This window comes from Streptomyces sp. NBC_01476, from assembly GCF_036227265.1.
Classification (GTDB): Bacteria; Actinomycetota; Actinomycetes; order Streptomycetales; family Streptomycetaceae; genus Actinacidiphila.
This window is the reverse complement of record NZ_CP109446.1, coordinates 2,927,326-2,953,396: the sequence shown is the minus strand read 5'-3', so window position 1 is coordinate 2,953,396 and position 26,071 is coordinate 2,927,326. Positions and strand designations below refer to the sequence as shown.

The following is a 26,071-nucleotide window of genomic DNA, read 5'->3' as shown; positions in this document are numbered from 1 at the left end:
GCCCTGCCCCGGAGTGCCCGCCCGTGCCCGCGGCGGCCACTTCACGCCCCCGCCCGACCCTCCGGCTGGCGGACCCCGACGCCTCGGGGTCCGCCTCGGAGTGCCGTCAGGCGCCGCGGTGGGGGCCGGGGCTCACCCGCCGGGACGGGGTTGCCTGCGCCCCGGCCGGGCGGCCCCGGGGGGCTACTTGACCGCCCCCGCCATCACGCCGGAGACGAATTGCCGCTGGAAGGCGAAGAAGACCACCAGGGGGATCACCATCGACACGAAGGCGCCGGGCGCCAGGATGTCGATGTTGTTGCCGAACTGGCGGACCTGCTGCTGCAGGGCCACCGTGATCGGCTGCGAGCCGCTGTCCGCGAAGATCAGCGCCACCAGCATGTCGTTCCACACCCACAGGAACTGGAAGATGCCCAGCGAGGCGATGGCCGGGCCGCCCAGCGGCATGACCACCTGGGTGAAGAGCCGCAACTCGCCCGCCCCGTCCAGCCGCGCCGCCTCCAGCAGCTCGCGCGGGATCTCGGCGAAGAAGTTCCGCAGCAGGAAGATCGCGAACGGCAGCCCGAACGCGGTGTGGAAGAGCACCACCCCGATGATGTCGCCGAAGATGCCGATGTCCCCGAAGAGCCGGGCCACCGGCACCAGTGCCACCTGGACCGGCACCACCAGCATCGCCACCACCGCCAGGAACCACCAGTCCCGCCCGCGGAAGTCCATCCACGCGAAGGCGTAACCGGCCAGCGAGCCGATCACCACCACCAGCACCGTGGCCGGCACCGTGATCAGCGCCGTGTTCAGCAGCGAGTCGGTGATCGCGTGATTGTCCAGCAGGGTGCGGTAGTTGCTGACGGTCAGCTGGGACGGCGAGGTGAAGACCTTCCACCAGCCGCTGGCCGAGATGTCGCTCGGGGTACGGAGGCTGGACAGCAGCAGCCCGATCGTCGGCAGCAGCCAGAAGAGCGCCACCAGCAGCAGCACGATCCGCAGCACCCCGCCGCTCGCCCGCGCCGCCAGCCGGGCGGCGAGACTGCGCCGCGGCCGGCCCGCCGGCGCCGACACCTTCGCCCGCAGGCCGGGCACACCCGCCGCGTCCGTTGTCGCGTCCGCGCTCATCGCCGCCCCTCCCTGCGCAACCGCCGGATGTTGAAGATCATGACGGGCAGCACCAGCAGCAGCAGGATCACACCGATCGCACTGCCGACGCCCTGGTCGTCACCGCCGCCGAACGACGACAGATACAGCTGCAGCGCCAGCACGTTGGCATTGGACTGGGTGTTGCTGGGCGCGATGATGTACACGAGGTCGAAGATCTTCAGCACGTTGATCATCAGCGTGACCATCACCACGACCAGCACCGGGGCCAGCAGCGGCACGGTGATCCGGCGGAAGACCTGCCACTCGTTGGCGCCGTCCACCCGGGCCTGTTCCATCAGTTCGCGCGGCACTCCGGCCAGCCCCGCCGCGATGAGCACCATCGCGAAGCCGGCCCACATCCACACGTAGGAGCCGATGATGGACGGGGTGACCAGATCCGGGCCGAGCCAGTTGATGCCGCCGTACTTCTCCGCGAAGTTGGAGGCGGGAAGCCGCAGTTGGGCGCCCGCGGCCTTCTCCGGGAGCTGATAGGTGCCGTCCTTGCCGGACTTGGCCGAGGCGATCACCTTGCCGTCCTTGACCGCCTGCACCTTCACCCCGGACAGCGCCTTCTCGCCGGGGTCGATCACCCCGGGCCTGCCGGTGCCGCCGGGCCGGAAGTCCAGCCATACGGTGCCGGTGACCGCGTCCGGGCGCTGCGCGGCCGGCTTGGCCTGCTGGGCGCCGGCCGGCACCTTGTTCTGCGGGATGCCGACCAGTGGCAGGTCCGCCGATGTGTCCGCCCTGGCGGTCGACGTGGAGGTGAACGAGCCGCCCGCGGTCGGCACCAGGTCACCGCCGGGGCGCGGCCGGGCCCCGGGATAGGCCGCGTTGTCGGTGAAGGTGTCGTGCACCGTCACCACCACCGCGTTGGCCACGCCCTGCGACGGGTCCTGCTCGTAGACCAGCCGGAAGATGATGCCGGCGGCCAGCATCGAGATGGCCATCGGCATGAAGACGACCAGCTTGAACGCTGTTCCCCAGCTGACCCGTTCGGTGAGCACCGCGAAGACCAGGCCGAGCGCGGTCGCCACGGTCGGCGCCACCACCACCCAGATCGCGTTGTTGCGGACCGCGGTGAGGATGCCGTGGTCGCTGAAGACGGTGCCGAAGTTCTTCAGCCCGACGAAGCCGCTGCCGTCGGCGTCGAAGAGGCTGCGGTAGACGGTGAAGCCGATCGGATAGGCCACCAGCGCGCCCAGCAGGATCAGCGCGGGCAGCAGGAAGAGGGCGGCGACCCAGGGGCGGGTGCCCAGGATGCTGCGGCGGAGGCGGGGCGGGGCGGCGCCGGGTCCCTTGCCGGAACCCGGCGCGACCGGCGCGGCACCCATGATGCCGCCCCCCGCTTCCGGAACGGAGGCGTCGGCCATCCGGCCTCAGCTCCCGTACGCCTGTGCCGCGTCCGCTTCCAGCTTCGCCTGCGCGCCCGCCACATCGGACGGCTTGCTGAGGAAGTCCTGCAGGTCCTTCCACTCACCCTGGCCCTTGGTGCCGCCGAAGGCCGCAGGTGCCTGGTCCGACATGTCGAACCGGAAGTCGTCGCCGGAGGCGATCAGCGACTTGGCGATGTCGCGCTGCACGTCGTCCGGGTAGGCCGACAGGTCGAGCGACTTGTTCGGCGAGAGGTAACCGCCGCCCTGCGCCCAGATCTTGGCCGCGTCGGTCGAGGCGATGAAGGTCAGCAGCGCCTGTGCGCCCTTGCTGTCCTTCAGTGCGACGCCCACGTCACCGCCGCTGACCACCGGCGCCTTCCCGGAGCCGACCGCGGGGAACGGGAATTCCTTGGCGTCGGTGCCCACTTTCGCCTTGGTGTTGGCGCTGATGAACGCCGAGACGAAGTCGGCCTCGTAGACCATCGCGGCGCCGGGCGGATTGCCGGTGAAGACGGTGGTCACGGACTTCGGGAAGTCCGCCGCGAGCGCACCGCTGGTACCGCCGGCGATCAGGTCTTTCCTGCCGAAGAGCTGTCCCAGTGTGGTGAGCGCGTCTTTCACCGACGGGTCGGTCCATTTGATCTGGTGCGCGGCCAGTTGGTCGTACTTCTCCGGACCGGCCTGCGAGAGATAGATGTTCTCGAACCAGTCGGTGAGCGTCCAGCCGTCCCCGCCGCCGATCGATACCGGCGCGGTGCCCGACTCGAAGATGGTTTCCGCGGTCTTCAGAAAGTCGGCCCAGGTCGTGGGTACGGTCGCGCCCGCATTCTCGAAGGCGGCGTTGTTGTACCAGATCATCGACTTGTTGGAGACCTTCGCGTACACGCCGTACTGCTTGCCCTTCCAGGCGCCGAGTTTCTGCCAGCCCGGCGAGAAGTTCTGGGTCAGCTGCGCCTGCGCCTCGGGGCCGAGCGGTTTCAGCCAGCCCTTGTCGGCGAATTGGTGCAGCACCCCGTTCTGGGCGAGGAAGGCCACGTCAGGCGGTGCACCGCCCTCGATCTTCGTGCCCAGGAAGGTGGACTGGCTGTCGCCGGTCGGTACGAAGGTGGATTTCGCGCCGGTCCGTTTGTCGAACTCGTCAAGAACTTTCTGGAAGTTCTTCTGCTCGGGGCCGGTCCAGACGGCGGCCACCTCGATCTTCTGGCCGTGCAGATCGGGAAGCTGCAGCCCGGAGGCGGACGCCGATGGGGAACTCGCCGATGGCGAGCCCGATGTGTCGTCCTTCTTGTCGCCGCCACCGCCGCAGGCGCTCGCGGTGAACGCGAGTGCGCCGGCGGCGAGTACGGCGACCGCTGTCCGGAGCGTGCGCGGATTGCGGGTTCCGTGTGCGGTTCTTGTGCGCGAGCTTTTCCTTGCTGACGTGGCCATTCGGTCATCCCCTCAGTCCCGTGGCGTCAGTCCTACGCCCGGGTCAACCGGCCCGCAAGACAGGGCGGGGGAGCGCGCGAGTCATCGTGACCATGCCGTGATCTTGGGGTAAACATGCCGTGGGTTGGCTGATCTTTTACCCACGCGATGATCGATCAGATAAGGGGAGTTGCCCGGGACGCGGCGGAGAAGGTGCCTTCTTCCGATGAGTCGGCGGATTCGGCTGCCGCCGCAGCGGATTCGGCCGCGGCCCGCTCCAGCGCACTGGCCAGCAGGGCGAGATCGGTCGGGCCGTTGCCCAGCTCACGCACCTGGCGGCGGGCCGGCGGATCACCCATCCGCTCCCACTCCAGCGGTACGACGGTGGGCCGCAGGGTCGCGGTCCGCGGGATACGGGTGCTGACCCGGGCCGCCTGGAACGGTGTCACCGCGCCGCCGGGGCGGCGCAGATAGCCCCGGCCGGGCACGGCGTCGTCCAGCCCCGCCGGATCCTCCACGTGCACCAGCAGCGTGGCCGACTCCGGGTCCGGCATCCGCAGCGCGATCCGCAGCCGGGCCCGCTCGTCCGCCTCGGTACCGGCGGTGCGCTCCGGGCGCCCGGTGGTGAACACCAGGTGCACACCCAGGCGTTCGCCGTCCCGGGCGACCGCTTCCAGCGCGCGGACGACGCTGCCGGCGGCGGGCCGGCCAGGGCTGCCGAGGGCGGGGGCGACCAGGGCGTCGAAGTCGTCCACGACGAGGACGAGGCGGGGGAGGGCGGGGGGCCGGCCGCTGCCCTGCTCGGCACCGTGTTCGTGCGCCGTCCCGGGGCCGCCGCTCTGCCGGGGGATGTCCGCGCGGGGCGCCGTGTCGCCGACCGGGCCCTCGGGCCAGCGGGCGGCGTCCGGGGTCGCGGGCTTGCGGCCGGCCGTGCCGCCCTGGTGCGGCAGCGTCGCCGTGACCAGCCGGGCGGCGTGCCAGGCGGCGAAGTCCTGCTCGCCGAGCACTTCGGCGCGGCGCTTCAGCTCGGAGCTCAGCGCCTGGGCGAACTCCCGCATCCGGACCGGGTCGGCGGCGACGAGATGGGTCGAGACGTGCGGGAGGTCGGCGCACGGGCGCAGGCCCTCGCCGCGTTCGCCACCGGCGCCGTCCACCAGCGCCAGGGCGAGCCGGTCCGGCCGTTCGCCGGCGGCCAGCGCGGCGGCGAACGACCGCAGCAGTTCCGTCTTTCCGGCGCCGGGCGCGCCGCCGATCGCGACGTGCGGTCCTTCCGCCACCAGGTCCACCACGACCCGGCCGCCGGCGCCCCTGCCGAGCACCGCACCGGCCGCGGCGCACGCCGCCGGTGCCTCGGCCCACCGCGCCCCGATCCTGGCGGGCGTCGCCAGCGCGAGGTCGAGTTCGTCCAGCAGCCGTACGGTCACCGGCAGCGCGTGCCGCGACCTCGTCCCCCCGGCCTGCGCCTCCGCCTCCCGCAAGGGCGCGAGCGCCCGCGCGAAGTGCTCCGCCCAGGCGGCGGAGACAGCATCCACGACGATCCCCTCCGGGGGGCTGACCAGCGCGGTGCCCTGCCCGGCACCGGTACGGTCCCCATACGCGGCCCCCGCCCCGCCCGCACGATCTCCCGCGCCCGCGGTGGCCCCGGGGGTGCCGGGGCCGGTGGCGCGTGTGGTCTGCGATGGCTCCCAGCCGGCGGCAGCCGTGTCGTCCGTGCCCGTACGGGCAGGCGTACGCTCCCGGCTGTCCGCCGGGTTCTGGCCGGCGGTGGACCCGGGGGTTCCGGGGCCGGTGCCGCGTGTGGTCGGCGGCGGCTCCCAGCCGGCGGCAGCCGGGCCTTCGGTGCCCGTGCGGCCCCCTGCGCCTGCGGCCGGCGTACGCTCCCGGCTGTCCGCCGGGTTCTGGCCGGCGGTGGACCCGGGGGTTCCGGTGCTGATGCCGGGTGTGGTCTGGGGAGGCTCCCAGCCGGGGGCAGCCGGGCCGTCCGTGCCCGTACGGGCCGGCGTACGCCCCCGGCCGTCCGCCGGGCCCGTGCCGGCCGCGGCCTGCGGGTCGTTCCGGGGGCCGGCTTCGCCGGGACGGCCCGCCGGGCCCGCCGCAGGCGTCACGTGGAGGGTGGTGGAGACGTCGCCGGAGAGGCGGGCCAGCAACCCCGTGGAGATCACCGGGCGTTCGCCGGTCTCGGTGAGACACAGGACGTGGATGCCGGAAGCCGGGCCGGAGGCCGCCAGGCGGGCGACGGTTTCGCGCAGGGCGACGGAGCCGGGGTCGCCATCGATGACCAGGACGGTGAAGGGGCCGTCGTAGGCGGCGGTCGCGGCGGCCACCTCGGGGGCCGGGGCGGCGGCCCAGCGGGGGCCAAGCGGGCCGGATTCGAGGCGGCGGGTGAGTTCGGTGGTGCGGGACTCCGCCTGGTCGCGGTCGAACGCGAGCAGCAGCCGGCAGTCCTGCCCGTGCGCGGGACGCAGGTGGGGCACCCAGTTGAGCCAGGACCACTCCTCGGCCCGCTGGTCCGCCCCGCGCGAGCGGTCCGCGCTGATCAGCACGATCTCCAGGGCCGCGGGCGAGTGCAGCGCGCAGAGCTGGGCCAGCACCGCCCGGGCGAGCCCGGCCAGCCGGGGGCGCGGCCCGGCCAGGGTCAGCGCGCTGCTCCACGGCGCCCGCAGGTCCACGGTGAAGGGGACGTCGGGCAGTTGCCGCGCACCGTCCCCGGAGAGCAGGTCCGCGGTCCCCAGCCGTACGGTCAGGGCGTCCGGGTGCCCGGTGCCCCGCTCCCACAGCCGCCGCCCGGGGCCGAGCGCGGTCAGCAGGACGGTCGCCGGGTCCGGCCACCGCTCGCGCAGCGCCTCCGCCTCGCCGTCGTCCGCCGCGGTCGGGACCGGCCCGGCCGCCGGACGTCCGCCGCGGATACGGCGCTTGGCCCAGGCTCCTATGGCGCCCGCGACCCCGGAACCCGCGGCTTCGCCCTGGCCGTGGCCGCCGCGGGCGCGCTCCCCGGTGGCCCGGCGGCGCCCCTCCGGGTCCGCGGCGTCCTCCGGTACCGCGAGCGCGGTCAGACCCGACTCCGGGGTGGCGAAGCCGCGGCCGAAGGTCGCCGCCTCCGACGAGGGCACCGCCTTCTCGTACGGAAGCGCGTCCTCGTCGCGCAGCGAGACCCTGAGGTGGCCGTCCGCGTCCGGCACCGAAGGCAGCGGCGCCGGTTCTGGTGCGTGCGCGGCGGCCAGCCGCAGGGTGGACTCTCCGATCCCGAGCAGCGCTCCCGGCGGGAAGACCACCGGCCGCTCGCCGACCGCCCGGCCGGCGAGCTTGGTGCCGTTGGTGGAGCCGAGGTCCGCCACGGTGACCTCGCCGTCGGTGCCGACGGTGACCTCGCAGTGCAGGCGGGAGACGTCCGGGTCGTCCAGCGGCACGTCCGCGTCCGCCGAGCGGCCGATCCGGGCCTGGCCGCCGGGCAGCAGGTGGACACCGCCCGCGTCGGGGCCGCCGACCACGTGCAGCCGGGGGAGGCCGGCCGGCGGGCGGCCGTACTCCCCGAAGCGCCCGTACTGGCCGTGGTCCGTCGGGCCGGCGCCCTCGCCGTACTGCTCGGCGGGGCTGTGCAGCGACACCAGCGCCCCGTCCACCAGCGGCGGGACCCCGAGGACGGCGGTCGGTGCGAGCCGCTCGGTGCCGGCGTAGAGCACCACCGAGGAACCCCCGGACCTGCCCCCCGGCTGTCCCGACCCTGCGGCGGACGCCAGGGCCCCGGACACCGCTCCCAGCGCCGTGCCCGCGGGCGCCGTGATCAGCACGTCGCAGCCACGCGCGGCCCGGCCGCTGCGCGGCCCGAGGACGGTCAGCCGGATCTGCATCTCGTCCGCGGTCCCTTCTCCCCGGGCCCGGGCCACACGTCCGGAAAGGGAAGTCCCTCCCCGGCCGCGCACGGGCGCGTCGACGTACAACGGATGCATCCTCCCACCCGCCACCGACAGTTCGCCGCCGGTCCCGCCCCCGGTGATCTTGATCGATCGGTGGGCGATCATCCCATGTCCGTTCCGGTACGGGAAACGACCGAAGTCCGCGGGGCAACCAAGCGCCCGGTGACCGCGTCCTACCAGGGACTCGCGGTCACCGGCCCGCGGGCGGATCCGGCCGGGGCGGACCGCTTTCCGGCGGCGCCGCCCCGACGCCTTCCGGTCCGGCGGCACTACGCTTGCCGGAGCCGGGCGGCGCCGCGGCGGTATGGCGGTGGCATGACAGCAGAACCTGCCGTCCGACCGCGGTACCGGGCGGCAGCCGGGGCAGGACGCACAAGTGCACAGGACGCTGACGGCGAAGAAGCCGCGGAAGCCGCAGAAGGCCGCGGAAACCGGCGGCGACGAGAAACGACCGGAACAACCAGTACGACCGGAACAACCAGTACGACCAGTACGACCAGTACGACCGGAACGCGGTACGACCGGACACACGACCGGACGGACGAGCCACTACGGAGCTAGGGAGCGCATGACGTGCGGCCGGTAGGCAGCAAGTACCTCCTGGAGGAGCCGCTGGGACGCGGCGCCACAGGCACCGTCTGGCGCGGCCGGGTGCGTGCCGAGGACGGCTCCGTCGTGCCCGGCGAGGCCGTCGCGGTCAAGGTGCTCAAGGAAGAGCTGGCCGGCGACCCGGACGTGGTGATGCGCTTCCTGCGCGAGCGGTCCGTGCTGGTCAGGCTCCGCCACCCGCACATCGTCCGGGTCCGCGACCTGGTCGTCGAGGGGGACCTGCTCGCCCTCGTCATGGACCTGATCGACGGCCCCGATCTGTACCGCTACCTGCGGGAGAACGGCCCCTTCTCGCCGATCGGCGCCGCCCTGCTCACCGCGACCGTCGCCGACGCGCTCGCCGCCAGCCACGCGGACGGCGTGGTGCACCGGGACCTGAAGCCCGCCAATGTGCTGCTCGCCACCGTCACCGGCGAGGACGGCACCGAGCGGATGCACCCGATGCTCACCGACTTCGGCATCGCCCGGCTCGCGGACTCCCCGGGTGTCACCAGGACCCACGAGTTCGTCGGCACCCCGGCCTATGTCGCGCCCGAGTCGGCGCAGGGCCGCCCGCAGACCTCCGCGGTGGACATCTACGGCGCCGGCATCCTGCTCTACGAGCTGGTCACCGGCCGGCCGCCGTTCCGCGGCGACAGCGCGATCGAGGTGCTGCACCACCACCTCAACGACGCGCCCGAGCGTCCCGGCAATGTCCCCGAGCCGCTGTGGACGGTCATCGAGCGGTGCCTGCGCAAGGAGCCCACCCAGCGGCCCAGCGCGGAGAATCTGGCCCGGGCGCTGCGGGTGGTCGCCGCCGGCGTCGGGGTGCACGCCACGCCCGCCCAGGCCGAGGCGGCCTTCGGGGTGGGCGGCCTGCTCGGCCCGGACCAGACCCCGACGCTGGTGCCCGACACCGGTGCGGGTTCCTCCGACCCGACGCAGGTGCTGCCGTCCGGTGCGGGTTCCTACGACCCGAACGCGGTCACCAGCGTCCTGCCGAACGACTCCCGCGCGTCCGACCGCACCCCTGACGGCACCCGGCTGCTCCCGCCCGCCCCGCAGGCCGCGCCCCAGCCGCCGCAGGGCCCGCACCCGTGGGAGTCGCAGCTCAGCGCGGCCCGGCACCGCAACGAGCAGACCGAGATCCAGCAGCACCTTCCTCCCGAGGAGGACCCGCTCCGCCGCCGCCCGCGCCGCCAGCAGGGCCCCGGGCCGCAGGGCCAGCAGCCGCCGCAGGCGTACGGGCAGCAGCAGTACGAGGGCAGGCCGCAGCAGCAGGGGCAGCCGGGCCGGCAGGGTTACGGCTATCCGCAGCAGGGCGCCCAGCAGCCCCAGCAGCGCCGTGCGGCCCCCCCGCCGCCGAGCCGCCCGCAGCCGCAGCAGCGGTACGAGCCGCAGGCGTACGAGCGCCGGCAGCCCCCGGCCCCGGCCGCACGGCCGCCCGCGCCCGAGGCGCCCAGGGGCCGCGAACCGCGCGGCCGCACCGCCAACCCGATGAAGATCCCCGGTCTCGGCTGCCTCAAGGGCTGCCTGATGGTGATCCTCGTCGTCGTCGTGATCTTCGTCCTGATCTGGTACACCACCCCGCTGCCCGACTGGGTGAACAGCACCCGCAACCTGTGGGACGCCTCGTCGAGCTGGGTGAGCACGGTCTGGGACAAGCTCTCCGCGATCACCGGTGACTCCAGCGGCGGCTCCGGCAACTCCTGAGCTGCCGGTCCCGGGCCGGCCGCGAGCCGCCCGGGACCGTTCGCGCCGCCCTTACGGGCCGTCAATCCCCGCCGAAGGTACCGAGGTTGGCGATTTGTCGACTTCCAGAGGGTGATTTCTCCGCCGATACGCCTCCGCACCGCCCGCACGTACCCCGAACAGCCGCTGACCCGCGTAGTTTTGTCGCCAACGCGACGGACCTTCGGAGGAGTCGGAGCAGCCTTGGCCAGGAAGATCGGCAGCCGGTACACCGCACACCAGGTGCTCGGGCGGGGGTCCGCGGGCACGGTGTGGCTCGGCGAGGGCCCTGAGGGGCCGGTCGCGATCAAGCTGCTGCGCGAGGACCTCGCCTCCGACCAGGACCTCGTCGGCCGCTTCGTCCAGGAGCGCACCGCGCTGCTCTCGCTCGACCACCCGCACATCGTCGGCATCCGCGACCTGGTGGTGGACGGCGCCGACCTGGCCCTGGTGATGGACCTGGTCCGCGGCACCGACCTGCGCTCCCGTCTCGAACGCGAACGCCGGCTGGCCCCGCAGGCCGCGGTCGCCATCGCCGCCGATGTCGCCGACGGCCTGGCCGCGGCGCACGCGGCGGGCGTCGTGCACCGCGATGTGAAGCCCGAGAACGTGCTGCTTGACTCGGCCGCGCCGCCCGGCGCCGGCGGCGCCCCGCCCGCGCTGCTCACCGACTTCGGCATCGCCCGGCTGGTCGACTCCCCGCGCCGGACCCGGGCCACCCGGATCATCGGCACCCCGGACTACCTCGCCCCGGAGATCATCGAGGGCCTGCCGCCGCGTGCCTCGGTCGACATCTACGCCCTGGCCACCGTGCTCTACGAACTGCTGGCCGGCTTCACACCCTTCGGCGGCGGCCACCCGGGCGCGGTGCTGCGCCGGCACGTGACCGAGACCGTACAGCCGCTGCCCGGCCTGCCGGGGGAGCTGTGGCAGGTGCTGGCCCAGTGCCTCGCCAAGGCGCCCGCCTCCCGGCTCACCGCCGGGGAGCTGGGCACCCGGCTGCGCGGCCTGCTGCCCGCCCTGGCCGGGGTGCCCGCCCTCGACGTGGCCGCGCCCGGCGCCGACGGCGCCGCCGCCGAGACCCCGTACGGGGACGGCACCCCCGCCGAGCCGCGGGAGTCGCCTTTCGCGCCCGGCCACGGTCCCGGCACCGGCGCCGCCCCTGAACCCGACCGCAAGCGCGGCGCCGTACCCCTGGTGCGGGGCGCCGCCCCGGACTCCAGCCGGGACACCCACACCAGCATCAAGCTGCCGACGGCCGACGAGCTGGCGGCGGTCGGCCGGGTCTCCGGGCGCGGCGCCAAGGGCCGGGCCTCAGCCGCCGGGCGGCCGGCCGGCCCGCGCCACCGCGCGGTCTCCGACGCGCTGCGCCAGCGCCGTATCAAGGTCGCGGCGGCCGCCGCCGCGGCCCTCGCGGTGGCCGGGCTCGGCGGCTGGGGCATCGCCGCCGCGGGCTCCAACGGCGCGGCCGGCTCCGGCACCTCCCGTGACGACCAGCCGCCGAGCCCGTCCCCTTCGCCCTCCGCGACCTCGGCGACCTCCGACCAGGACACCACCCCTGCCGCGCCCACCGCGGGCGCGCCCTCCCCGCAGGGGGTGACCGGCGCGCCCGTCGCCCTGCCGCAGTGGACCGCCTACCGGGACGTCCCCACCCCCGCGGTCCGGCTCACCGGCGGCCCCCGCGCGCTGGTCATGGACGGGGCGACGTACGTCTTCGCGCGCGGCGCCGACAAGAACGTCTGGTACGTCGTCCACGACGGCTCCGGTTACGGCCAGTGGCACCGGCTGACCGGAATAAGCACCGCCGACGACCCCGCCGTCGCCTCCGCACGGCCCGGCCGGATCGACCTCTTCTCGCTCGGCACCGACGGCCTGCTCTACCGCCGTACCTTCACGGCCGGCCTGTGGAACAACTGGTCCCAGGTGGACGAGCGCACCCACTTCGACGCCGCGCCCGCCGCCGCCTCCTCCGCGCCCGGCCGGGTCGACCTCGTCGGACGGGTCGGCGGCGATCTCGTCACCGCCTCGCTGGTCGGTGGCCGCTGGAACGCCTGGGCGCTGGTCCCCACCGCAGGCCGTATCACCGCGGCGCCTGCGCTGGTCTCGCGCTCCGACGGGACGCTGGACGCCTTCGTGGTCCGCAAGGCGGACGGGGCGGTGCTGCGGCTGCCGTACTCCGGCGGGGCGTGGCGGCCGTCCCTGGTGGTGGACGGCCTGGACGCGGCCGGCCACCGGCCCGAGGCGGTGGCCGCGGGCAACCGGCTGTACGTCTTCGCGGGCGGCGCGCAGTCCGCGGGCAGCGGCCCGGCGGAGGCGCTGCCGGACGGCGGGGGCACGGGAGCGGTGGCCGCTGCCGCGGCGGACCGGACACTGCAGCTGTTCACCCGGACGGAAAAGGGCGGGCTGGTCCGGGCGACCGCGTCTGCCTGAGGCCCCCGGCCCCGGGGTCCTTCCCGCCCGGACGGACCGCGCGGCGCCGTGCAGGGGAGTGGCGGGCTGTTCTGCCGGGGCTGGTGCGGGCGACCGCGTCTGCCTGAGGCCCCCCGGCCCCGGGGTCCTTCCCGCCCGGACGGACCGGGCTGCCCCGTGCAGGGGAGCGGCGGGCTGTTCCGCCGGGGCTGGTGCGGGCGACCGCGTCTGCCTGAGGCCCCTCGCCCCCGGGCCCTTCCCACCCGGGCGGGCTGCGCGGCGCCGTGCAGGGGGGAGCGGCGGGCCTCCGCCGGGCAGGGGCGGGGGTCTTCGCAGGGTCGCGGGCGCCGCGTGGGGAGCGGGCCTGTGGACAACGGAAACGGGTCCGTTCGCCCAGCCGGTAGGCTGGATGCGTGGCGATCGTCGATGTATCCGAAGAACTGAAGTCCCTCTCCTCCACCATGGGGTCGATCGAGGCTGTCCTCGACCTGGACCGGATGCGGGCCGACATCGCCGCGCTGGAGGAACAGGCCGCGGTGCCGTCCCTGTGGGACGACCCGGAGAGCGCGCAGAAGATCACCAGCCGCCTCTCCCACCTCCAGGCCGAGCTGCGCAAGGTCGAGGCCCTGCGCGGCCGGATCGACGACCTGTCGATCCTCTTCGAGCTGGCCGAGGCGGAGGCCGACGCCGACGCGCAGGCCGAGGCCGAGGCAGAGCTGGAGTCGGTCCGCAAGGCGCTCGACGAGATGGAGGTGCGCACCCTCCTGTCCGGCGAGTACGACGCCCGTGAGGCCCTGGTCAACATCCGGGCCGAGGCGGGCGGTGTCGACGCCGCGGACTTCGCCGAGCAGCTCCAGCGGATGTATCTGCGCTGGGCCGAGCGGCACGGTTATGCCACGGAGATCTACGAGACCTCGTACGCGGAAGAGGCAGGCATCAAGTCCACCACCTTCGTGGTCAAGGCGCCGTACGCCTACGGCACCCTCTCCGTCGAGCAGGGCACCCACCGCCTGGTGCGGATCTCCCCGTTCGACAACCAGGGGCGCCGCCAGACGTCCTTCGCCGGCGTCGAGGTGCTGCCGGTCGTGGAGCAGTCCGACCATGTGGAGATCGACGAGTCGGAGCTCCGGGTCGACGTCTACCGCGCGTCAGGCCCCGGCGGCCAGGGCGTCAACACCACGGACTCCGCGGTCCGGATCACCCACCTGCCCACCGGCATCGTCGTCTCCTGTCAGAACGAGCGCTCCCAGATCCAGAACAAGGCGAGCGCGATGAACGTCCTGCAGGCGAAGCTGCTCGAACGCCGCCGGCAGGAGGAGCAGGCCCTGATGGACTCGCTCGGCAAGAGCGACGGCGGCAACTCCTGGGGCAACCAGATGCGTTCGTACGTCCTGCACCCGTATCAGATGGTCAAGGACCTCCGCACCGACTTCGAGGTCGGCAACCCCCAGGGTGTCCTCGACGGCGACATCGACGGCTTCATCGAGGCGGGCATCCGCTGGCGCAAGTCCCATGAGAAGGCCGCGGCCTAAGCCTCTCCGCCGCCTCACGCACTTCCGATGTCACAGTGATGTAGCGAACTCCCGGTCGTACCGGGCCAATTCGGCCATCCCACGCGTAACCGCCTTGACGCTCCCCGTGAAACCCACGAGGGTGTTGCGCGGCATGCGCACGATCGAGGCGTAAGCGCACGGGGGCGAGCGCACCGATCCTCCCAGCAGCACCACACTCCTCCGTGGCCGCGCAGCCTGAAGCAGACATCTACTGGGGGTACTTGACTCATGAGCAAGCGCAACACACGGCTGCGCGTAGCCCGCATAGGTGCCGCCGCGGTCATCGCGGCCGGCGTCTCCCTGACCGCGGTCGGCGTCGCCCAGGCCGCGTCCACCAACGGTGTCCAGATCAAGGCCCTGGACGACGACACCATCGGTGGGATCACGAGCGGCGTCACCGACGGGGGTGCCACGACGACCGACGGCGGCGCGACCACGACGGACGGCGGCGCCACCACCGACGGCGGTGCGACGACCACGGACGGTGGCGCGACCACGACCGATGGCGGTGCGACCACCACCGACGGGGGTGCCACGACGACCGACGGCGGCGCGACCACGACGGACGGCGGCGCCACCACCGACGGCGGTGCGACGACCACGGACGGGGGTGCCACGACGACCGATGGCGGTGCGACCACCACCGACGGGGGTGCCACCACCACCGACGGCGGCGCGACCACGACGGACGGCGGTGCCACCACCACTGACGGTGGCACGACGACCACCACCGGCGGGACCGGCACGACCGGCTCCACGACCACCGGCGGTTCTTCCACCACCGGCGGTTCCAGCACCACGGGTGGTTCTTCCACCACCGGCGGCTCGACCTCGGGTGGCACGACGACCACGTCCGGTGGTTCGTCCACCACGGGTGGTAACGACAACACCTGCACCCTGACCGGTGAGAGCGTCGACTGCGGGAACAACAACCCCGGCACCGACAACACCCAGCAGGTGCCGCAGGGCGCCACCACGAGCCAGCTCGCCGAGACCGGCTCCAGCGGCACCACGTACCTCCTGCTCGGCGCCGCCACCCTCATCGCGGGTGGTGTCGGCTTCCGCCTGTCCCCGCGGCTGGCCGGCCGCCGCGACGCCGCCTGACGCACCCGCGCAGCGGCGCACCACACCAAAAGGCGGGGCCCGGAACGCAGTTCGGCGTTCCGGGCCCCGCCTTTGTCCGCTGGAGGCCGCTGTCCGCTGATGCTCGCTGAGCCGGCCCGCGGACGAGGGGCGCATGCCCTTGGCGGCGGTGTCAGGCGGATGCAGGCGGCAGAGGGCGGGCCGTCAGGCCGTGGCGTGCTCGACGACGAGGACGAGCGCCAGGAGGGCCACCAGGAAGGCGATGAGCGCCGCCGGGGTGATGGAGGACCAGCCGTTCTCACGTTCCATGCGGGCGCGGCTGGCGCGGCACACGGGGCAACGGCCCTCGCTCACCGGGCCGGCGCAGTTCGCACACACCAGTCGGTCGCACGTCATGCGATCTCCTCCTCCGTCCGGTGAACGCCCCCGGTGCGGAAATGGTTCCCTCGGGGGTGCGGTCCTACGCCGCGGGCCCGCCGCGGATCTCTCCGGATCCCGGGGTGGACCTTGTCGCGTCCACTCCATGTACACGCACTTTCCACTGTGCCAGGTTCCGGCGGATTCGGCGCCCCCACAGGAAACCGCGCGACGGCGGCGGCGCGGAACCGGCCGCCGGGGGCAATGACGGGTTTGTCCGATGATGCCCTGTGGGCAAGGCCACCAACCTCCGACGGCGACTGCGCGCCCTCCGCGCGGTCGCGTAGTGTCGCCCCCACATCCCCTGTCCGCTCACCCCGCAAACCTGGTGCGAACGTGATCCGATTCGACAGCGTCAGCAAGACCTACCCCAAGCAGAACCGTCCTGCCCTGCGGGACGTCTCGCTGGAGATCGAGAAGGGGGAGTTCGTCTTCCTGGTGGGCTCGTCCGGCTCCGGGAAGTCGACCTTCCTGCGGCTGGTCCTGCGCGAGGAGCGTACGGACACCGGCATGGTGCACGTCCTCGGCAAGGACCTGAACCGGCTCTCCAACTGGAAGGTTCCGCACATGCGGCGCCAGCTGGGCACCGTCTTCCAGGACTTCCGGCTGCTTCCCAACAAGACGGTCGCCGAGAACGTGGCGTTCGCCCTCGAAGTGATCGGCAAGCCCCGCGGCACCATCCGCAAGACCGTCCCCGAGGTGCTCGACCTGGTCGGCCTGGCCGGCAAGGAGGACCGGATGCCCGGTGAGCTCTCCGGTGGTGAACAGCAGCGTGTGGCCATCGCCCGCGCCTTCGTCAACCGCCCGATGCTGCTGATCGCGGACGAGCCGACCGGAAACCTCGACCCGCAGACCTCGGTCGGCATCATGCGCCTGCTGGACCGGATCAACCGGACCGGCACCACCGTGGTGATGGCCACCCACGACCAGAACATCGTCGACCAGATGCGCAAGCGCGTCATCGAACTTGAGAAGGGGCGACTGGTGCGCGACCAGTCGCGCGGTGTCTACGGCTACCAGCACTGACTGTCCGCCGCAGCCACCAGCCCCTGGAAGGAACCTGACACCATGCGCGCCCAGTTCGTCCTGTCGGAGATCGGCGTCGGTCTTCGCCGCAACCTCACGATGACCTTCGCGGTCATCATCTCGGTGGCGCTCTCGCTCGCCCTCACCGGTGGTGCCCTGCTCGTCAACAAGCAGGTCAACGCGATGAAGGGCTACTGGTACGACAAGGTCCAGGTCACCATCTACATGTGCAACAAGGGCGACGCGGTGACGACGCCCAACTGCGCCAAGGGCGCGGTGACCGACGACCAGAAGGCGAGCATCCTCGCCGACCTGAAGAAGCTGCCGGTGGTGGAGAAGGTCTACTACGAGTCGGCGGAGGGCGCGTACAAGAACGCCCAGCAGCAGTTCAAGAACTCGCCGCTCTACAGCTCGATCACCCCGGACCAGATGCAGGAGAACTACCGGATCAAGCTGAAGGACCCGACGAAGTTCGCGGTCATCGCCAGCGCGTTCACCGGGCACCCAGGGGTGCAGTCCGTCGAGGACCAGCGACAAGTGCTGGAGAGCCTCTTCGGACTGCTGAACGGAATGACCCGGGTCGCCTATGTCGTGCTCGCCTTCATGCTCACCGTCGCCATGCTGCTGATCGTCAACACCGTCCGGGTCTCGGCGTTCAGCCGGCGCCGGGAGACCGGGATCATGCGGCTGGTCGGCGCCTCCAGTTTCTACATCCAGATGCCGTTCATCATGGAGGCCGCCTTCGCGGGACTCGTGGGCGCGGGGCTGGCCTGTGTGATGCTGCTCACCGGCCGGTACTTCCTGATCGACGCCGGTCTCCGGCTCCAGGACAAGATCCAGACGGTGTCGTTCCTCGGCTGGGGCCCGGTCGTCGGCGTCCTGCCGCTGGTGCTGCTGATCGGGCTGATCATGCCGGCCATCGCCGCCTTCGTGGCCCTGCGCCGCTACCTGCGGGTCTGACCCCGGTCCGCGCACAGCGGGCCGAAGCCGGCCCAAAGCGGGACCTTACGGTTGCGGCTGCCCCGGGTCCGGGGTAGCCGCGACTTTCCGTGTGGCGCCCCTTTCTGGCCTAGACTTCCGGCCATGTCCGGCCCGTCGTTGTTCGGGACGCCCCGCCGCATGCGCCGCGGGGCCACCCTGACGTTGGTGTTCGGCACGATGCTCGCGACCGGCGCGGCGGCCGGCAGCCTCACTGAACCGGCCCAGCGCACCCCCGGCACCCGGATCGCGGCCGAGTCGGTGACCGGCACGGGGCACGGCGGCCCCGGCACCGCGGCGCAGGGCCCGGCGAAGGCGGCCGGCGAGGAAGCGGGCAAGAACGGCGAGAGCGCCGGGAAGGCCGGGACGGACGCCGCACGGGACAGCGCCAGGAAGGCGCCCCTCCTCGACACCGGCCGCATCGCCCAGGAGATCCAGGACGGGGACGTCGGCCCGGCGACCGTGCAGAAGCTCGTCAGCCGCAGCGGGGACCGCTGGTCGTCCTTCTACACCGCCCAGGAGTACGCCGGCCTGCAGCAGGCGCTCGACGGGAAATACGTGGGCACGGGGCTGTGGGTGCGGCGGATCGACGGCGGCCGGATCGAGGTGGCCCGGGTGCAGAGCGGCAGTCCGGCCGCGCGGGCCGGCATCCGGGTCGGCGACGTACTCGCCGCCATCGGCGCCACCAAGTGCACCGGCCTCGCGGTCACCGAGGTCGTGGCGGACCTGCGCGGCAACGGCGTGCCCGGCAGCCAGGTCGTGCTCTCCGTGCGGCGCGGCAAGGTCAGCACGACGTACACCCTGCACCGCGCCACCCTGACCACCGAAGCCGTCACGGTCACCCGGCCCGCCAAGGGGCCGACCGTCATCACCATCGACGCTTTCTCGGCCGGCGTCGGCAAGCAGGTCGCCGCGGCGGCCAAGGACGCCCCGCACGGGGTCCTGCTCGATCTGCGCGGCAACTCCGGCGGTCTGGTCACCGAGGCGGTGGCCACCGCCTCGGTCTTCCTCGACGGCGGCCTGGTCGCCACCTATGACGTGCACGGCAAGCAGCAGGCGCTGTACGCGGCCCCCGGCGGCGACACGGCCGTACCGCTGGTGGTGCTGGTGGACGGCGGCACGATGAGCGCGGCGGAGATGCTGGCGGGCGCGCTGCAGGACCGCGGGCGGGCCGTCGTCATGGGGTCGCGGACCTTCGGCAAGGGGTCGGTGCAGATGCCCAGCACCCTGCCGGACGGCTCGGTGGCCGAGCTGACCGTCGGGCACTACGACCTGCCCGGCGGCCGCGGCGTGGACGGCAAGGGCATCACCCCGGATGTGACCGTGCCGGACGGCCAGGACCCGGTCGCCGACAGCCACGAGGTATTCGCTGGCCTCGGAGCCCCCTCCTAGTGGGACAATGGGCCCGCTATGGCAAAAGAGACGGGTCGCAAGATGATCGCGCAGAACAAGAAGGCGCGACACGATTACCTCATCCTCGACACCTTCGAGGCGGGCCTGGTGCTGACCGGCACCGAGGTCAAGTCCTTGCGTCTGGGGCGCGCGTCGCTGGTCGACGGCTTCGCGCAGCTGGACGGCGGCGAGGCGTGGCTGCACAACGTGCACATCCCGGAGTACACCCAGGGCACCTGGACCAACCACACCGCCCGCCGGAAGCGGAAGATGCTGCTGCACCGGTCGGAGATCGACAAGCTGGTCCAGAAGTCCCAGGAGAGCGGCTTCACCATCGTGCCGCTCGCGCTGTACTTCAAGGACGGCCGGGCGAAGGTCGAGATCGCGCTGGCCAGGGGCAAGAAGGAGTACGACAAGCGGCAGACGCTGCGGGAGAAGCAGGACCGGCGCGAGTCGGAGCGCGCGATGTCCGCGGTCCGCCGCCGCCAGCGCGCCTGAGCGGCCCGCCCGCCCGCTCAGAGCCAGCCGCGGCGGGCGGCCTGCCACCCCAGCTGGGTGCGGGTCGCCGCGCCCGCCAGCACCATCATCTGCTGGATACGGCGCTGCACCGTGCGCCGGCTCAGCCCCGTCTGGGTGGCGATGGCCTTGTCCGCGACGCCCGCGACCAGCAGCGACAGCAGACGCCGGTCGGTGGTGGTCAGCGGGTCCGCGGCGCCCACCGCCTCGGTGCCGGTGACCGCGCCGGTGGCGTCCACCAGCAGCGGCACGGCGTCCTCCCAGTACTGCTCGAAGAGCGCGATGAGCGCTTCCAGCAGGCTGCTGTCGCGGACCAGGGCGGTCGTCGGCTCCTCGGGGCTGCCGTTGGGGCCGCCGGGGACCAGCGGGACGATCCCCACCTGCCGGTCGGCCACCGCCATCCGCAGCGGCAGGTGCGGGACCGCGCGGGCGTCCTCACCGGCCCGTACGCCCTCCGCGACATTGCGGACCGCGCCCTCGTCGTCGAAGAACGCCCGCTCGTAGAGCACCCGGTAGCGCACCCCGCGCTCCAGCGCCTCGTACTCGGCCCGGTTGCTGCCCGACGGCATCGCCACGAACTGCGCCTTGCAGAACCAGAGCATCTCGTCCCGGGCGTTCGCCTGGATCTGGCGCAGCCGCTGGCGGAGTGCCTCGGACCCGGTGACCACCTCGATCAGCAGCCCGGCGTCGCGGCGGCGGGTGGCGGCCCGGTAGGTCTCCAGCAGGCCGGCCGTCGCCGAGCGCGCCAAGTCCAGGGCGTCGGAACGGCGTTGGAGCTGCGGCAGCAGGGCCACATCGGGCGGGTTGGCCCGGTAGCGCGGTGGCCGCCCGTCGGTGGGACTGACCATCGCCTTGGCGACCAGACCGGCCAGCGCCGCCCGGATCTCGTCCGGAAGCAGCTCCGAGCGGTCCGCCATCTCCTCGGCCGAGGCGCTGTCGGTGGTCACCAGCAGTCGGTACACGGCCTCTTCGGCCTCGGTGATCCCGGCAGCCTGCAGAGCCATGGAATCCTCCTCGCAAGCCACCGGCTCGACGGAGGGCACGGTACTACACACCGCGCCCGGCACCCTGGTGGTTTCCGGGTGCCGGGCGGTGGAGGGGTGAGTGGAGGGGTGAACTGCTCTACGGGTGAGGGCGGGTGGGCGGGCCCCGATCCGGCCCGCCCACCCCGGCAGCCGGCTGCGGCTGCCGCTCAGCTGTGGCCGGGCCCCCTCATCCCTGCCACAAGTACGCGCGCCGCACGGTCTGCTGGACGCGGTCGCCGGCCGTGTCCTGTGCGGTCACCCGCAGCGTCACATAGGTGTCGCCGTGGGTACGCGGGGACTTGGTGACCACCGCGCCGAAGGCGTTGTGGCCGCGGTCCTCGACCTGCGCGCGGCTCCAGGTCTTCCCGTCGTCGTACGACGCCTCGACGGTGACCCGCACCCCGCGCGGTACGGCCGCGCCGTCCTGGGCGCGGACCGTCAGCCCGACGGTGTGCGAGCGGCCGGACGCCACCGTGTTGCGGGCGTCGACCGGGACCGCGTAGTCGAGCTGGAGCAGCGGCAGCAGGGTCGCCTCGGAGGTGCTGCCGGAGCGGAACGACCAGGACGTGCTGGTGTTCGTGGCGTACCGCCACTCCGCGGAGGTCCGTGACGTCGTCACGTCCAGGCGGTAGTCGGCCGTCGCCGCGGGCACCTCGAAGTCCGTCCACGGGGTGTCGGCCCTGGCCGCCTCGGAACCGTTGCGGTACAGCACCGCGCTGGTGGTGTCGGGCTCCTCCGTGCCGGGATCGTCGCCGATGTCACCCGGCTGCGCGGAGGTGCCGAAGCCGCCGCCGACCGCGGCCCGCGACCAGTGCCCGGCGCCGGAGTCGGTGAACTCCGGTATCCGCAGGTCGAGTGCGTTGCCGGTGCGGACGCTCGGGGTCTGCGTGCCGCGCGGGATCGACGGCCGCACCACGGCCTGCTGCCACGCCTCGTCCGGCTGCCTGCCCGGCCGGAACGTCCTGATGGCGTCGGCCATGCCGGACAGCAGCGGCGCGTCGATGTCGAACGTGGTGGCGTGGTTGACCAGGTGCTGCCAGTAGGTGCCGTTGGCGCTGATGTACTCGGTACGGGTGATGCCGGTCGGTACGTTGCGGGTGGCCTCCCACGCGGTGCCCTGGTAGGGCCGCCAGGCGTACCGCTGTTCGCTCGCCCACGGCTCGCCGCCGTTGTCGGCGTAGGTGCTGTGGACGACTGCGCTGTTCTGGGCGGAGACGGTGTACACCACCTGCTGCGGGATGCGCTGACTGGAGGTCTGCATCACGTCGTACAGGTACGGGCTGACCGCGGTGCCGGTGAACCGCACCGTGGTGGTCTTCTTCGCCAGCCGCTGCAGCAGCGCGGTGCCGACCGCCTTGCCGACGCGTACCGTCGGCAGCGCGGTGCGGGTGCCGGTCGGGCTCCAGCGGGTCCAGGCGAAGTCGGAGAAGTGCACGATCATCAGGCCCCGGGCGCCGGCCTTGGCCGCGGCGGCCGCCAACTCGTGCTCGCTCTCGCCGCTTTCGTTGCGTACGACGGCCAGCCGGCCGCGGACCCGGCTGAAGTCCGGCTTCTCCAGGGAGCCCGCGTCCACGGCGGTCAGGCTCACCCCGTGGCTGTCGAAGACCGGTGAGGTGGGCATGTAGAACCCCTTGAGGTCCAGTCCCGTGCCCTGCGCGTCGACATCGAGCAGCGGTGCGGTGAGCTGCCAGCGGGAGGCGAACTCGAAGCTCCCGTCGGTGACTTGGGCGGTGGGGCTGACGTACAGCCGGTCCAGGGCGCCGCCGAAGAACTGCTCGGTCTCGCTGAGGCCGCGCCCGTCGATCTGCCGGTAGGTCTGGTAGTACACCAGGCCGTTCTGCTGGGCCGGCTGGGGGGTACGGATCTGCACCTGCGTCGTGCGGCGCGCGTCGGTGGTCACCGCGGTGTCCTTGGTGACCTTCACCTCCGGGAGCACGACCAGGCGCTCCACGATCCCGTCGGCCGTCAGCTCCTGGAAGGAGGCACGGACCTGGTACGTACCCTCCTCGACCGAGGCGGTGTACCTGCCGCTGCCCGTGCCGTCGTCCACCGCGTTGACCATGCCGCCGGCGCCCCAGATGGAGAGCGCCGGCTGGGCGCGGTCGCCGTGGCCGTCGTAGGCGGTGATGGTGAGGGTGTGGACGGGGCCGTGGGCGACCAGCGCGAGGGTGGTGTGCACGCTCCCGGCCGCGCCGCCCGCCGGGGTGGCGGTCAGATAGCCGTAGTAGGAGCCGGTGGGCACCTTGGCCGGGTTCACCGACACCGGCACCTGGATGGTGCCGCCGGCCGGCACGGTCACCGTGTCACTGCCGAGCCGTACCGCGTCCCCGGCGACCGACCGGCCGCCGGCGGTCTTCAGCACCAGGCCCAGCTTGAGGGTCACGGCGGTGGCCGAGGTGTTGGTGTAGCGGACCGGATACGTGGCGGCCGGGTCCGCCTGGTGGACGTCGCCCAGGAAGACGGTGCCGGTGGCGGTGACGGAGCCCAGCGCCGCCGCTGCGACGTCGATCCGGCCGCCGCCCTGGTCGGTCACGCCCTGCCCTTCGACGGTGTGCGCGGTGCTGATCAGCGCGTCCTTGAGCTGGTGCGCCGACCAGTCGGGGTGCCGCTGCGCCAGCAGCGCCGCCGCGCCGGCCACGTGCGGGGTGGCCATCGAGGTGCCCGAGAGGGTGACGTAGTAGGTGTCGACCGGGTCGCCCAGGGTGGTGCCCGCCGCGCGGGCCGCGACGATGTCCACGCCGGGGGCGGTGACGTCGGGCTTGACCGCGCCGTCGCCGCTGCGCGGGCCGCGGCTGGAGAAGTCGGCGAGCGCGTCCTTGGCGTCCACCGCGCCGACGGTGAGCGCCTCGTCGGCGACACCGGGGATGCCGACGGTCTGCTGGCCGCTCTCGCCGTTGTTGCCCGCCGCCACGACGAAGAGGGTGCCGCTGGTGCGGGTGATCTCGTCGAGCGCGAGGCTCATCGGGTCGGTGCCGTCGCTCTCGTCGTCGGCCCCCAGGCTCATGTTGACCACCTTGGCGCCTTCGTCGGCCGCCCACTGCATCCCGGCGATCACCTGGGAGTCGGTGCCGTAGCCGTCGTCGCCGAGGACCTTGCCGACCAGCAGGTTCGCGGCCGGGGCGACGCCCTTGCGCGCACCGCCGGAGGCGGCGCCGGTGCCGCCGATGATGGAGGCCACATGGGTGCCGTGACCGAAGTGGTCACCGGTCCCGGAGGGGCTGTCGGTGAAGTCCTCGGCCTCGGCGACGCGGCCGGCGAGGTCCGGGTGGGTCTGGTCGACGCCGGTGTCCAGGATCGCGACCTTGACCTTGTCGCCCTGGTAGCCGGCCTGCCACACGGCGGGCGCGCCGATCTGGTCCATGCTGCTGTCCGCGGCGGCCCCGACCCGGCCGTCGAGCCAGATCCTGGGGGTGGCCTGGAGGGCTTGGGCGGTCTGCGCGGTCTGCGCGGTCTGGGCGGTCTGGGCTTTCGCGCTCGCGGGCGGGGCCGCGGGGACCAGGCGCTGCCAGAAGTCGTCGAGGCCGGCGTCGGGGATACGGACCGAGCGCGCGCCGATGCTGTCCAGGTCGAGGGCGGGCGCGCCGGGGGCGGCCAGCGAGGTGAGCCGGTCCACCGCGTTCACGCTCACGCCCGCGGGCTGCGCGATGATCAGCGGCAGGGCGGCGGTGTGCGCCTCGTCGTACTGCTGGGCGACCAGTGCGGTGACGTCGAAGAGCCGCCGGTCGAGACGCCCGGAGCGCAGCAGCGGGTCGGCGTCGGACGGCACCACGCTGATCCGGCCGTCGGTCTCGGCGGTGTGGAACACGATGCGCTGCCGCCCGGCGCCGGGCTCGATCGAGGCGGTGTGCGCGCCGTCCGCGGTGGTGGTGACGGTCACCTGGTCACCGGTGATCAGGCGGACGGTGGCGGTCGCGGTGGCCGCCGTACCTGCGGATCCGCCCGTTCGGACGGTGTTCGCCGGGGTGTCGCTTGCCTGGGCGATGCTCGGGACGGTTGCGGAAGCGGCCACGATCAGCCCGGTCGACACCACCGCCGCAAGGCGGGTTCGTCTCATTCGGTCCAGCCCCTCTCTCTGCGTGTGCACGCGATGCTGGACAGAATCAGCCGGGGGCCGCGGGCGTGTCACCGGTTTCCTGTGGCACGGATGTGACGTGTCACAAGGGCGCCACGGGGCCGGCCGGGGCGGGGCCCCGGCCGGCGGGCGTCCTACGGGTGGGTGACGTCAGGGTTGACCACGGGGTGCGCGGCGGGAATGCGCTGGCACCGCCGGGCGTTCTTCCCCTACGATGGAGCGAGCACAGTGAGCATCGCCGGGCCATGGTGAGTCCGGCGGCGCACCTTGAAAAAACAACATGGGGATGATCGGTTTCGACTGGGGATGTCGAAGCAGGGGAAGCGAGCCGAGGAAGCGGCAATGATCTCGTTAACCATATGCCGAAACCAATAATCGCCAACACCAAGCGCGATTCCTTCGCCCTCGCTGCCTAAGTAGCGACTTGCGAAGTGTCAGCCCGGGGCTGTTCCCGACCCGGATCCTGGCATCAGCTAGGGAACTAAACTTCTAGGACCGGTCACGGGTCCTGGAAGGAAATCAAACAGTGACTGGGCCCGTCGGCGGCTTGTCCGCGTGACTGCCGGGGCCGAGAAAAGCACAGCGGACTGCGCTCGGAGAAGCCCTGATTCCGCACCACAGGACGCGGGTTCGATTCCCGCCATCTCCACGAATGCGATAGGCGAGGTGTGCCCGCGGAAAGCGCGGGCCGCCTCGCCTTCGTCGTTTCTGCTCGGCTTCGCCTCGCCCGGCGGGGGCTCCGCCACCCGCACCCCCGTGCACCGGGCGGGGTGCCCCCGGGCGTCGGGTGAGGTGTGCCCGCGGAAAGCGCGGGCCGCCTCGCCTTCGTCGTTTCTGCTCGGCTTCGCCTCGCCCGGCGGGGGCTCCGCCACCCGCACCCCCAGGCACCGGGCGGGGTGCCCCTGCGCGTCGGGCGAGGTGCGCCCGCGGAGGGCGGAGGGCGCCTTGCCTTCGTCGTTTCTGCTGGGCTTCGCCTCGCGCCTCGGCGGCGGCCTTCGCTGCCCGCATCCCTTACGCCGCGCGTGCGGGGGCGCCTCGCCCGGCGGGGGCTTCGCCACCCGCACCCCCAGGCACCGGGCGGGGCGCCCCCGGGGCCCCCGCATCCTCACGAAGCGGAGTGCGGGGCCCTCGCACTCCGGGGGAGGGCTTCGCTACCCCGTACCCCTGGGGGCTGGAGGTGCGGGGCAGCACCTTCACGCCCCGGGGTGCCCGGGCCGCCGCGCATGTCGGGGGTGGGCCTCGGCACCCGCATCCCTCACGCCGCGGGTCGGGGGTTTCGGCACCCGTTCCCCCGGGTGCTGGGCGGGGGGTGCCGCCGGGGACGGGCGGGGTGGGGCTCACAGGGGTGGGGGGCCGGGGGTGAGTGCATGGTTGCGCTCGTGTCACCTCGCGGCATGGCGTGGAAACCCGCCGTTCCTATCGTCGGACGGAATTCCGATGGCGGGAGGCCGTG

14 protein-coding genes, 1 other RNA gene and 1 pseudogene are annotated in these 26,071 nt (G+C 73.1%); 9 read left to right on the top strand and 7 right to left on the bottom strand.

The annotated features are described in order from the left end of the window. Window positions 1–183: 183 nt before the first annotated feature. The 4 genes from OG552_RS13200 to OG552_RS13185 form a co-directional block, all read right to left on the bottom strand. Window positions 184–1,113, bottom strand: coding sequence for a carbohydrate ABC transporter permease (locus tag OG552_RS13200; RefSeq protein ID WP_329132482.1), 930 nt, complete (start codon window positions 1,111–1,113; stop codon window positions 184–186). Then, window positions 1,110–2,504 carry a carbohydrate ABC transporter permease gene (locus OG552_RS13195; protein WP_443070922.1) on the bottom strand — a complete coding sequence of 465 codons (1,395 nt, stop codon included), beginning with the start codon at window positions 2,502–2,504 and terminating at the stop codon, window positions 1,110–1,112. The genes OG552_RS13200 and OG552_RS13195 overlap by 4 nt, the downstream gene beginning before the upstream one ends. 6 nt (window positions 2,505–2,510) lie before the next feature. After that, a complete protein-coding gene (locus tag OG552_RS13190; protein ID WP_329132480.1) occupies window positions 2,511–3,935 on the bottom strand; it encodes an ABC transporter substrate-binding protein in 1,425 nt (474 codons plus the stop codon). Window positions 3,936–4,090: 155 nt separating this feature from the next. Further along, on the bottom strand, window positions 4,091–7,762 hold the full coding sequence (locus OG552_RS13185; RefSeq protein WP_329132478.1) for an FtsK/SpoIIIE domain-containing protein: 3,672 nt from the start codon (window positions 7,760–7,762) through the stop codon (window positions 4,091–4,093). A 639-nt stretch (window positions 7,763–8,401) separates the two neighbouring features. Here OG552_RS13185 and OG552_RS13180 point away from each other — a divergent pair. From OG552_RS13180 to OG552_RS13165, 4 genes and pseudogenes are all read left to right on the top strand, one after another. Then, window positions 8,402–10,129 (top strand): serine/threonine-protein kinase, encoded by a 1,728-nt coding sequence (locus OG552_RS13180; protein ID WP_329132476.1) that lies wholly within the window; start codon window positions 8,402–8,404, stop codon window positions 10,127–10,129. Window positions 10,130–10,351: 222 nt separating this feature from the next. After that, a pseudogene (locus OG552_RS13175) lies at window positions 10,352–11,656 on the top strand (serine/threonine-protein kinase); the annotation flags it as partial. Window positions 11,657–12,969: 1,313 nt separating this feature from the next. After that, a complete protein-coding gene (prfB, locus tag OG552_RS13170; protein ID WP_329132474.1) occupies window positions 12,970–14,088 on the top strand; it encodes a peptide chain release factor 2 in 1,119 nt (372 codons plus the stop codon). A 249-nt stretch (window positions 14,089–14,337) separates the two neighbouring features. Further along, complete coding sequence (locus OG552_RS13165) at window positions 14,338–15,213, top strand: hypothetical protein (protein WP_329132472.1); 876 nt, start codon at window positions 14,338–14,340, stop codon at window positions 15,211–15,213. Window positions 15,214–15,396: 183 nt separating this feature from the next. On the opposite strand, the gene OG552_RS13160 is transcribed toward OG552_RS13165, so the two are convergent. Beyond that, window positions 15,397–15,588: a hypothetical protein gene (locus tag OG552_RS13160; RefSeq protein ID WP_329132470.1), complete on the bottom strand. Its 192-nt coding sequence runs from the start codon at window positions 15,586–15,588 to the stop codon at window positions 15,397–15,399. Window positions 15,589–15,945: 357 nt separating this feature from the next. Between OG552_RS13160 and ftsE the strand changes: the two genes are divergently transcribed. The 4 genes from ftsE to smpB all read left to right on the top strand — a co-directional run bounded on the left by ftsE (window position 15,946) and on the right by smpB (window position 19,503). Further along, entirely contained in the window at window positions 15,946–16,635 is a 690-nt protein-coding gene (ftsE, locus tag OG552_RS13155) for a cell division ATP-binding protein FtsE (RefSeq protein ID WP_329132468.1), read from the top strand. A 42-nt stretch (window positions 16,636–16,677) separates the two neighbouring features. Continuing rightward, complete coding sequence (ftsX, locus tag OG552_RS13150) at window positions 16,678–17,595, top strand: permease-like cell division protein FtsX (protein WP_329132466.1); 918 nt, start codon at window positions 16,678–16,680, stop codon at window positions 17,593–17,595. A 123-nt stretch (window positions 17,596–17,718) separates the two neighbouring features. After that, on the top strand, window positions 17,719–19,005 hold the full coding sequence (locus OG552_RS13145; RefSeq protein ID WP_329132464.1) for a S41 family peptidase: 1,287 nt from the start codon (window positions 17,719–17,721) through the stop codon (window positions 19,003–19,005). Window positions 19,006–19,023: 18 nt separating this feature from the next. Next, window positions 19,024–19,503, top strand: a complete 480-nt coding sequence (smpB, locus tag OG552_RS13140) for an SsrA-binding protein SmpB (RefSeq protein ID WP_329132463.1) — start codon at window positions 19,024–19,026, stop codon at window positions 19,501–19,503. A gap of 17 nt (window positions 19,504–19,520) precedes the next feature. Here smpB and OG552_RS13135 read toward each other — a convergent pair whose 3' ends face one another. Together OG552_RS13135 and OG552_RS13130 are read right to left on the bottom strand one after the other, a co-directional pair. Further along, the gene (locus OG552_RS13135; RefSeq protein ID WP_329132461.1) at window positions 19,521–20,525 is read right to left on the bottom strand and encodes a helix-turn-helix domain-containing protein; all 1,005 of its coding nucleotides are present in this window, start codon (window positions 20,523–20,525) and stop codon (window positions 19,521–19,523) included. Window positions 20,526–20,733: 208 nt separating this feature from the next. Then, window positions 20,734–24,600 carry a S8 family peptidase gene (locus OG552_RS13130; RefSeq protein WP_329132460.1) on the bottom strand — a complete coding sequence of 1,289 codons (3,867 nt, stop codon included), beginning with the start codon at window positions 24,598–24,600 and terminating at the stop codon, window positions 20,734–20,736. A 300-nt stretch (window positions 24,601–24,900) separates the two neighbouring features. Between OG552_RS13130 and ssrA the strand changes: the two genes are divergently transcribed. Beyond that, window positions 24,901–25,270: a transfer-messenger RNA gene (ssrA, locus tag OG552_RS13125) on the top strand. Window positions 25,271–26,071: the final 801 nt, after the last annotated feature.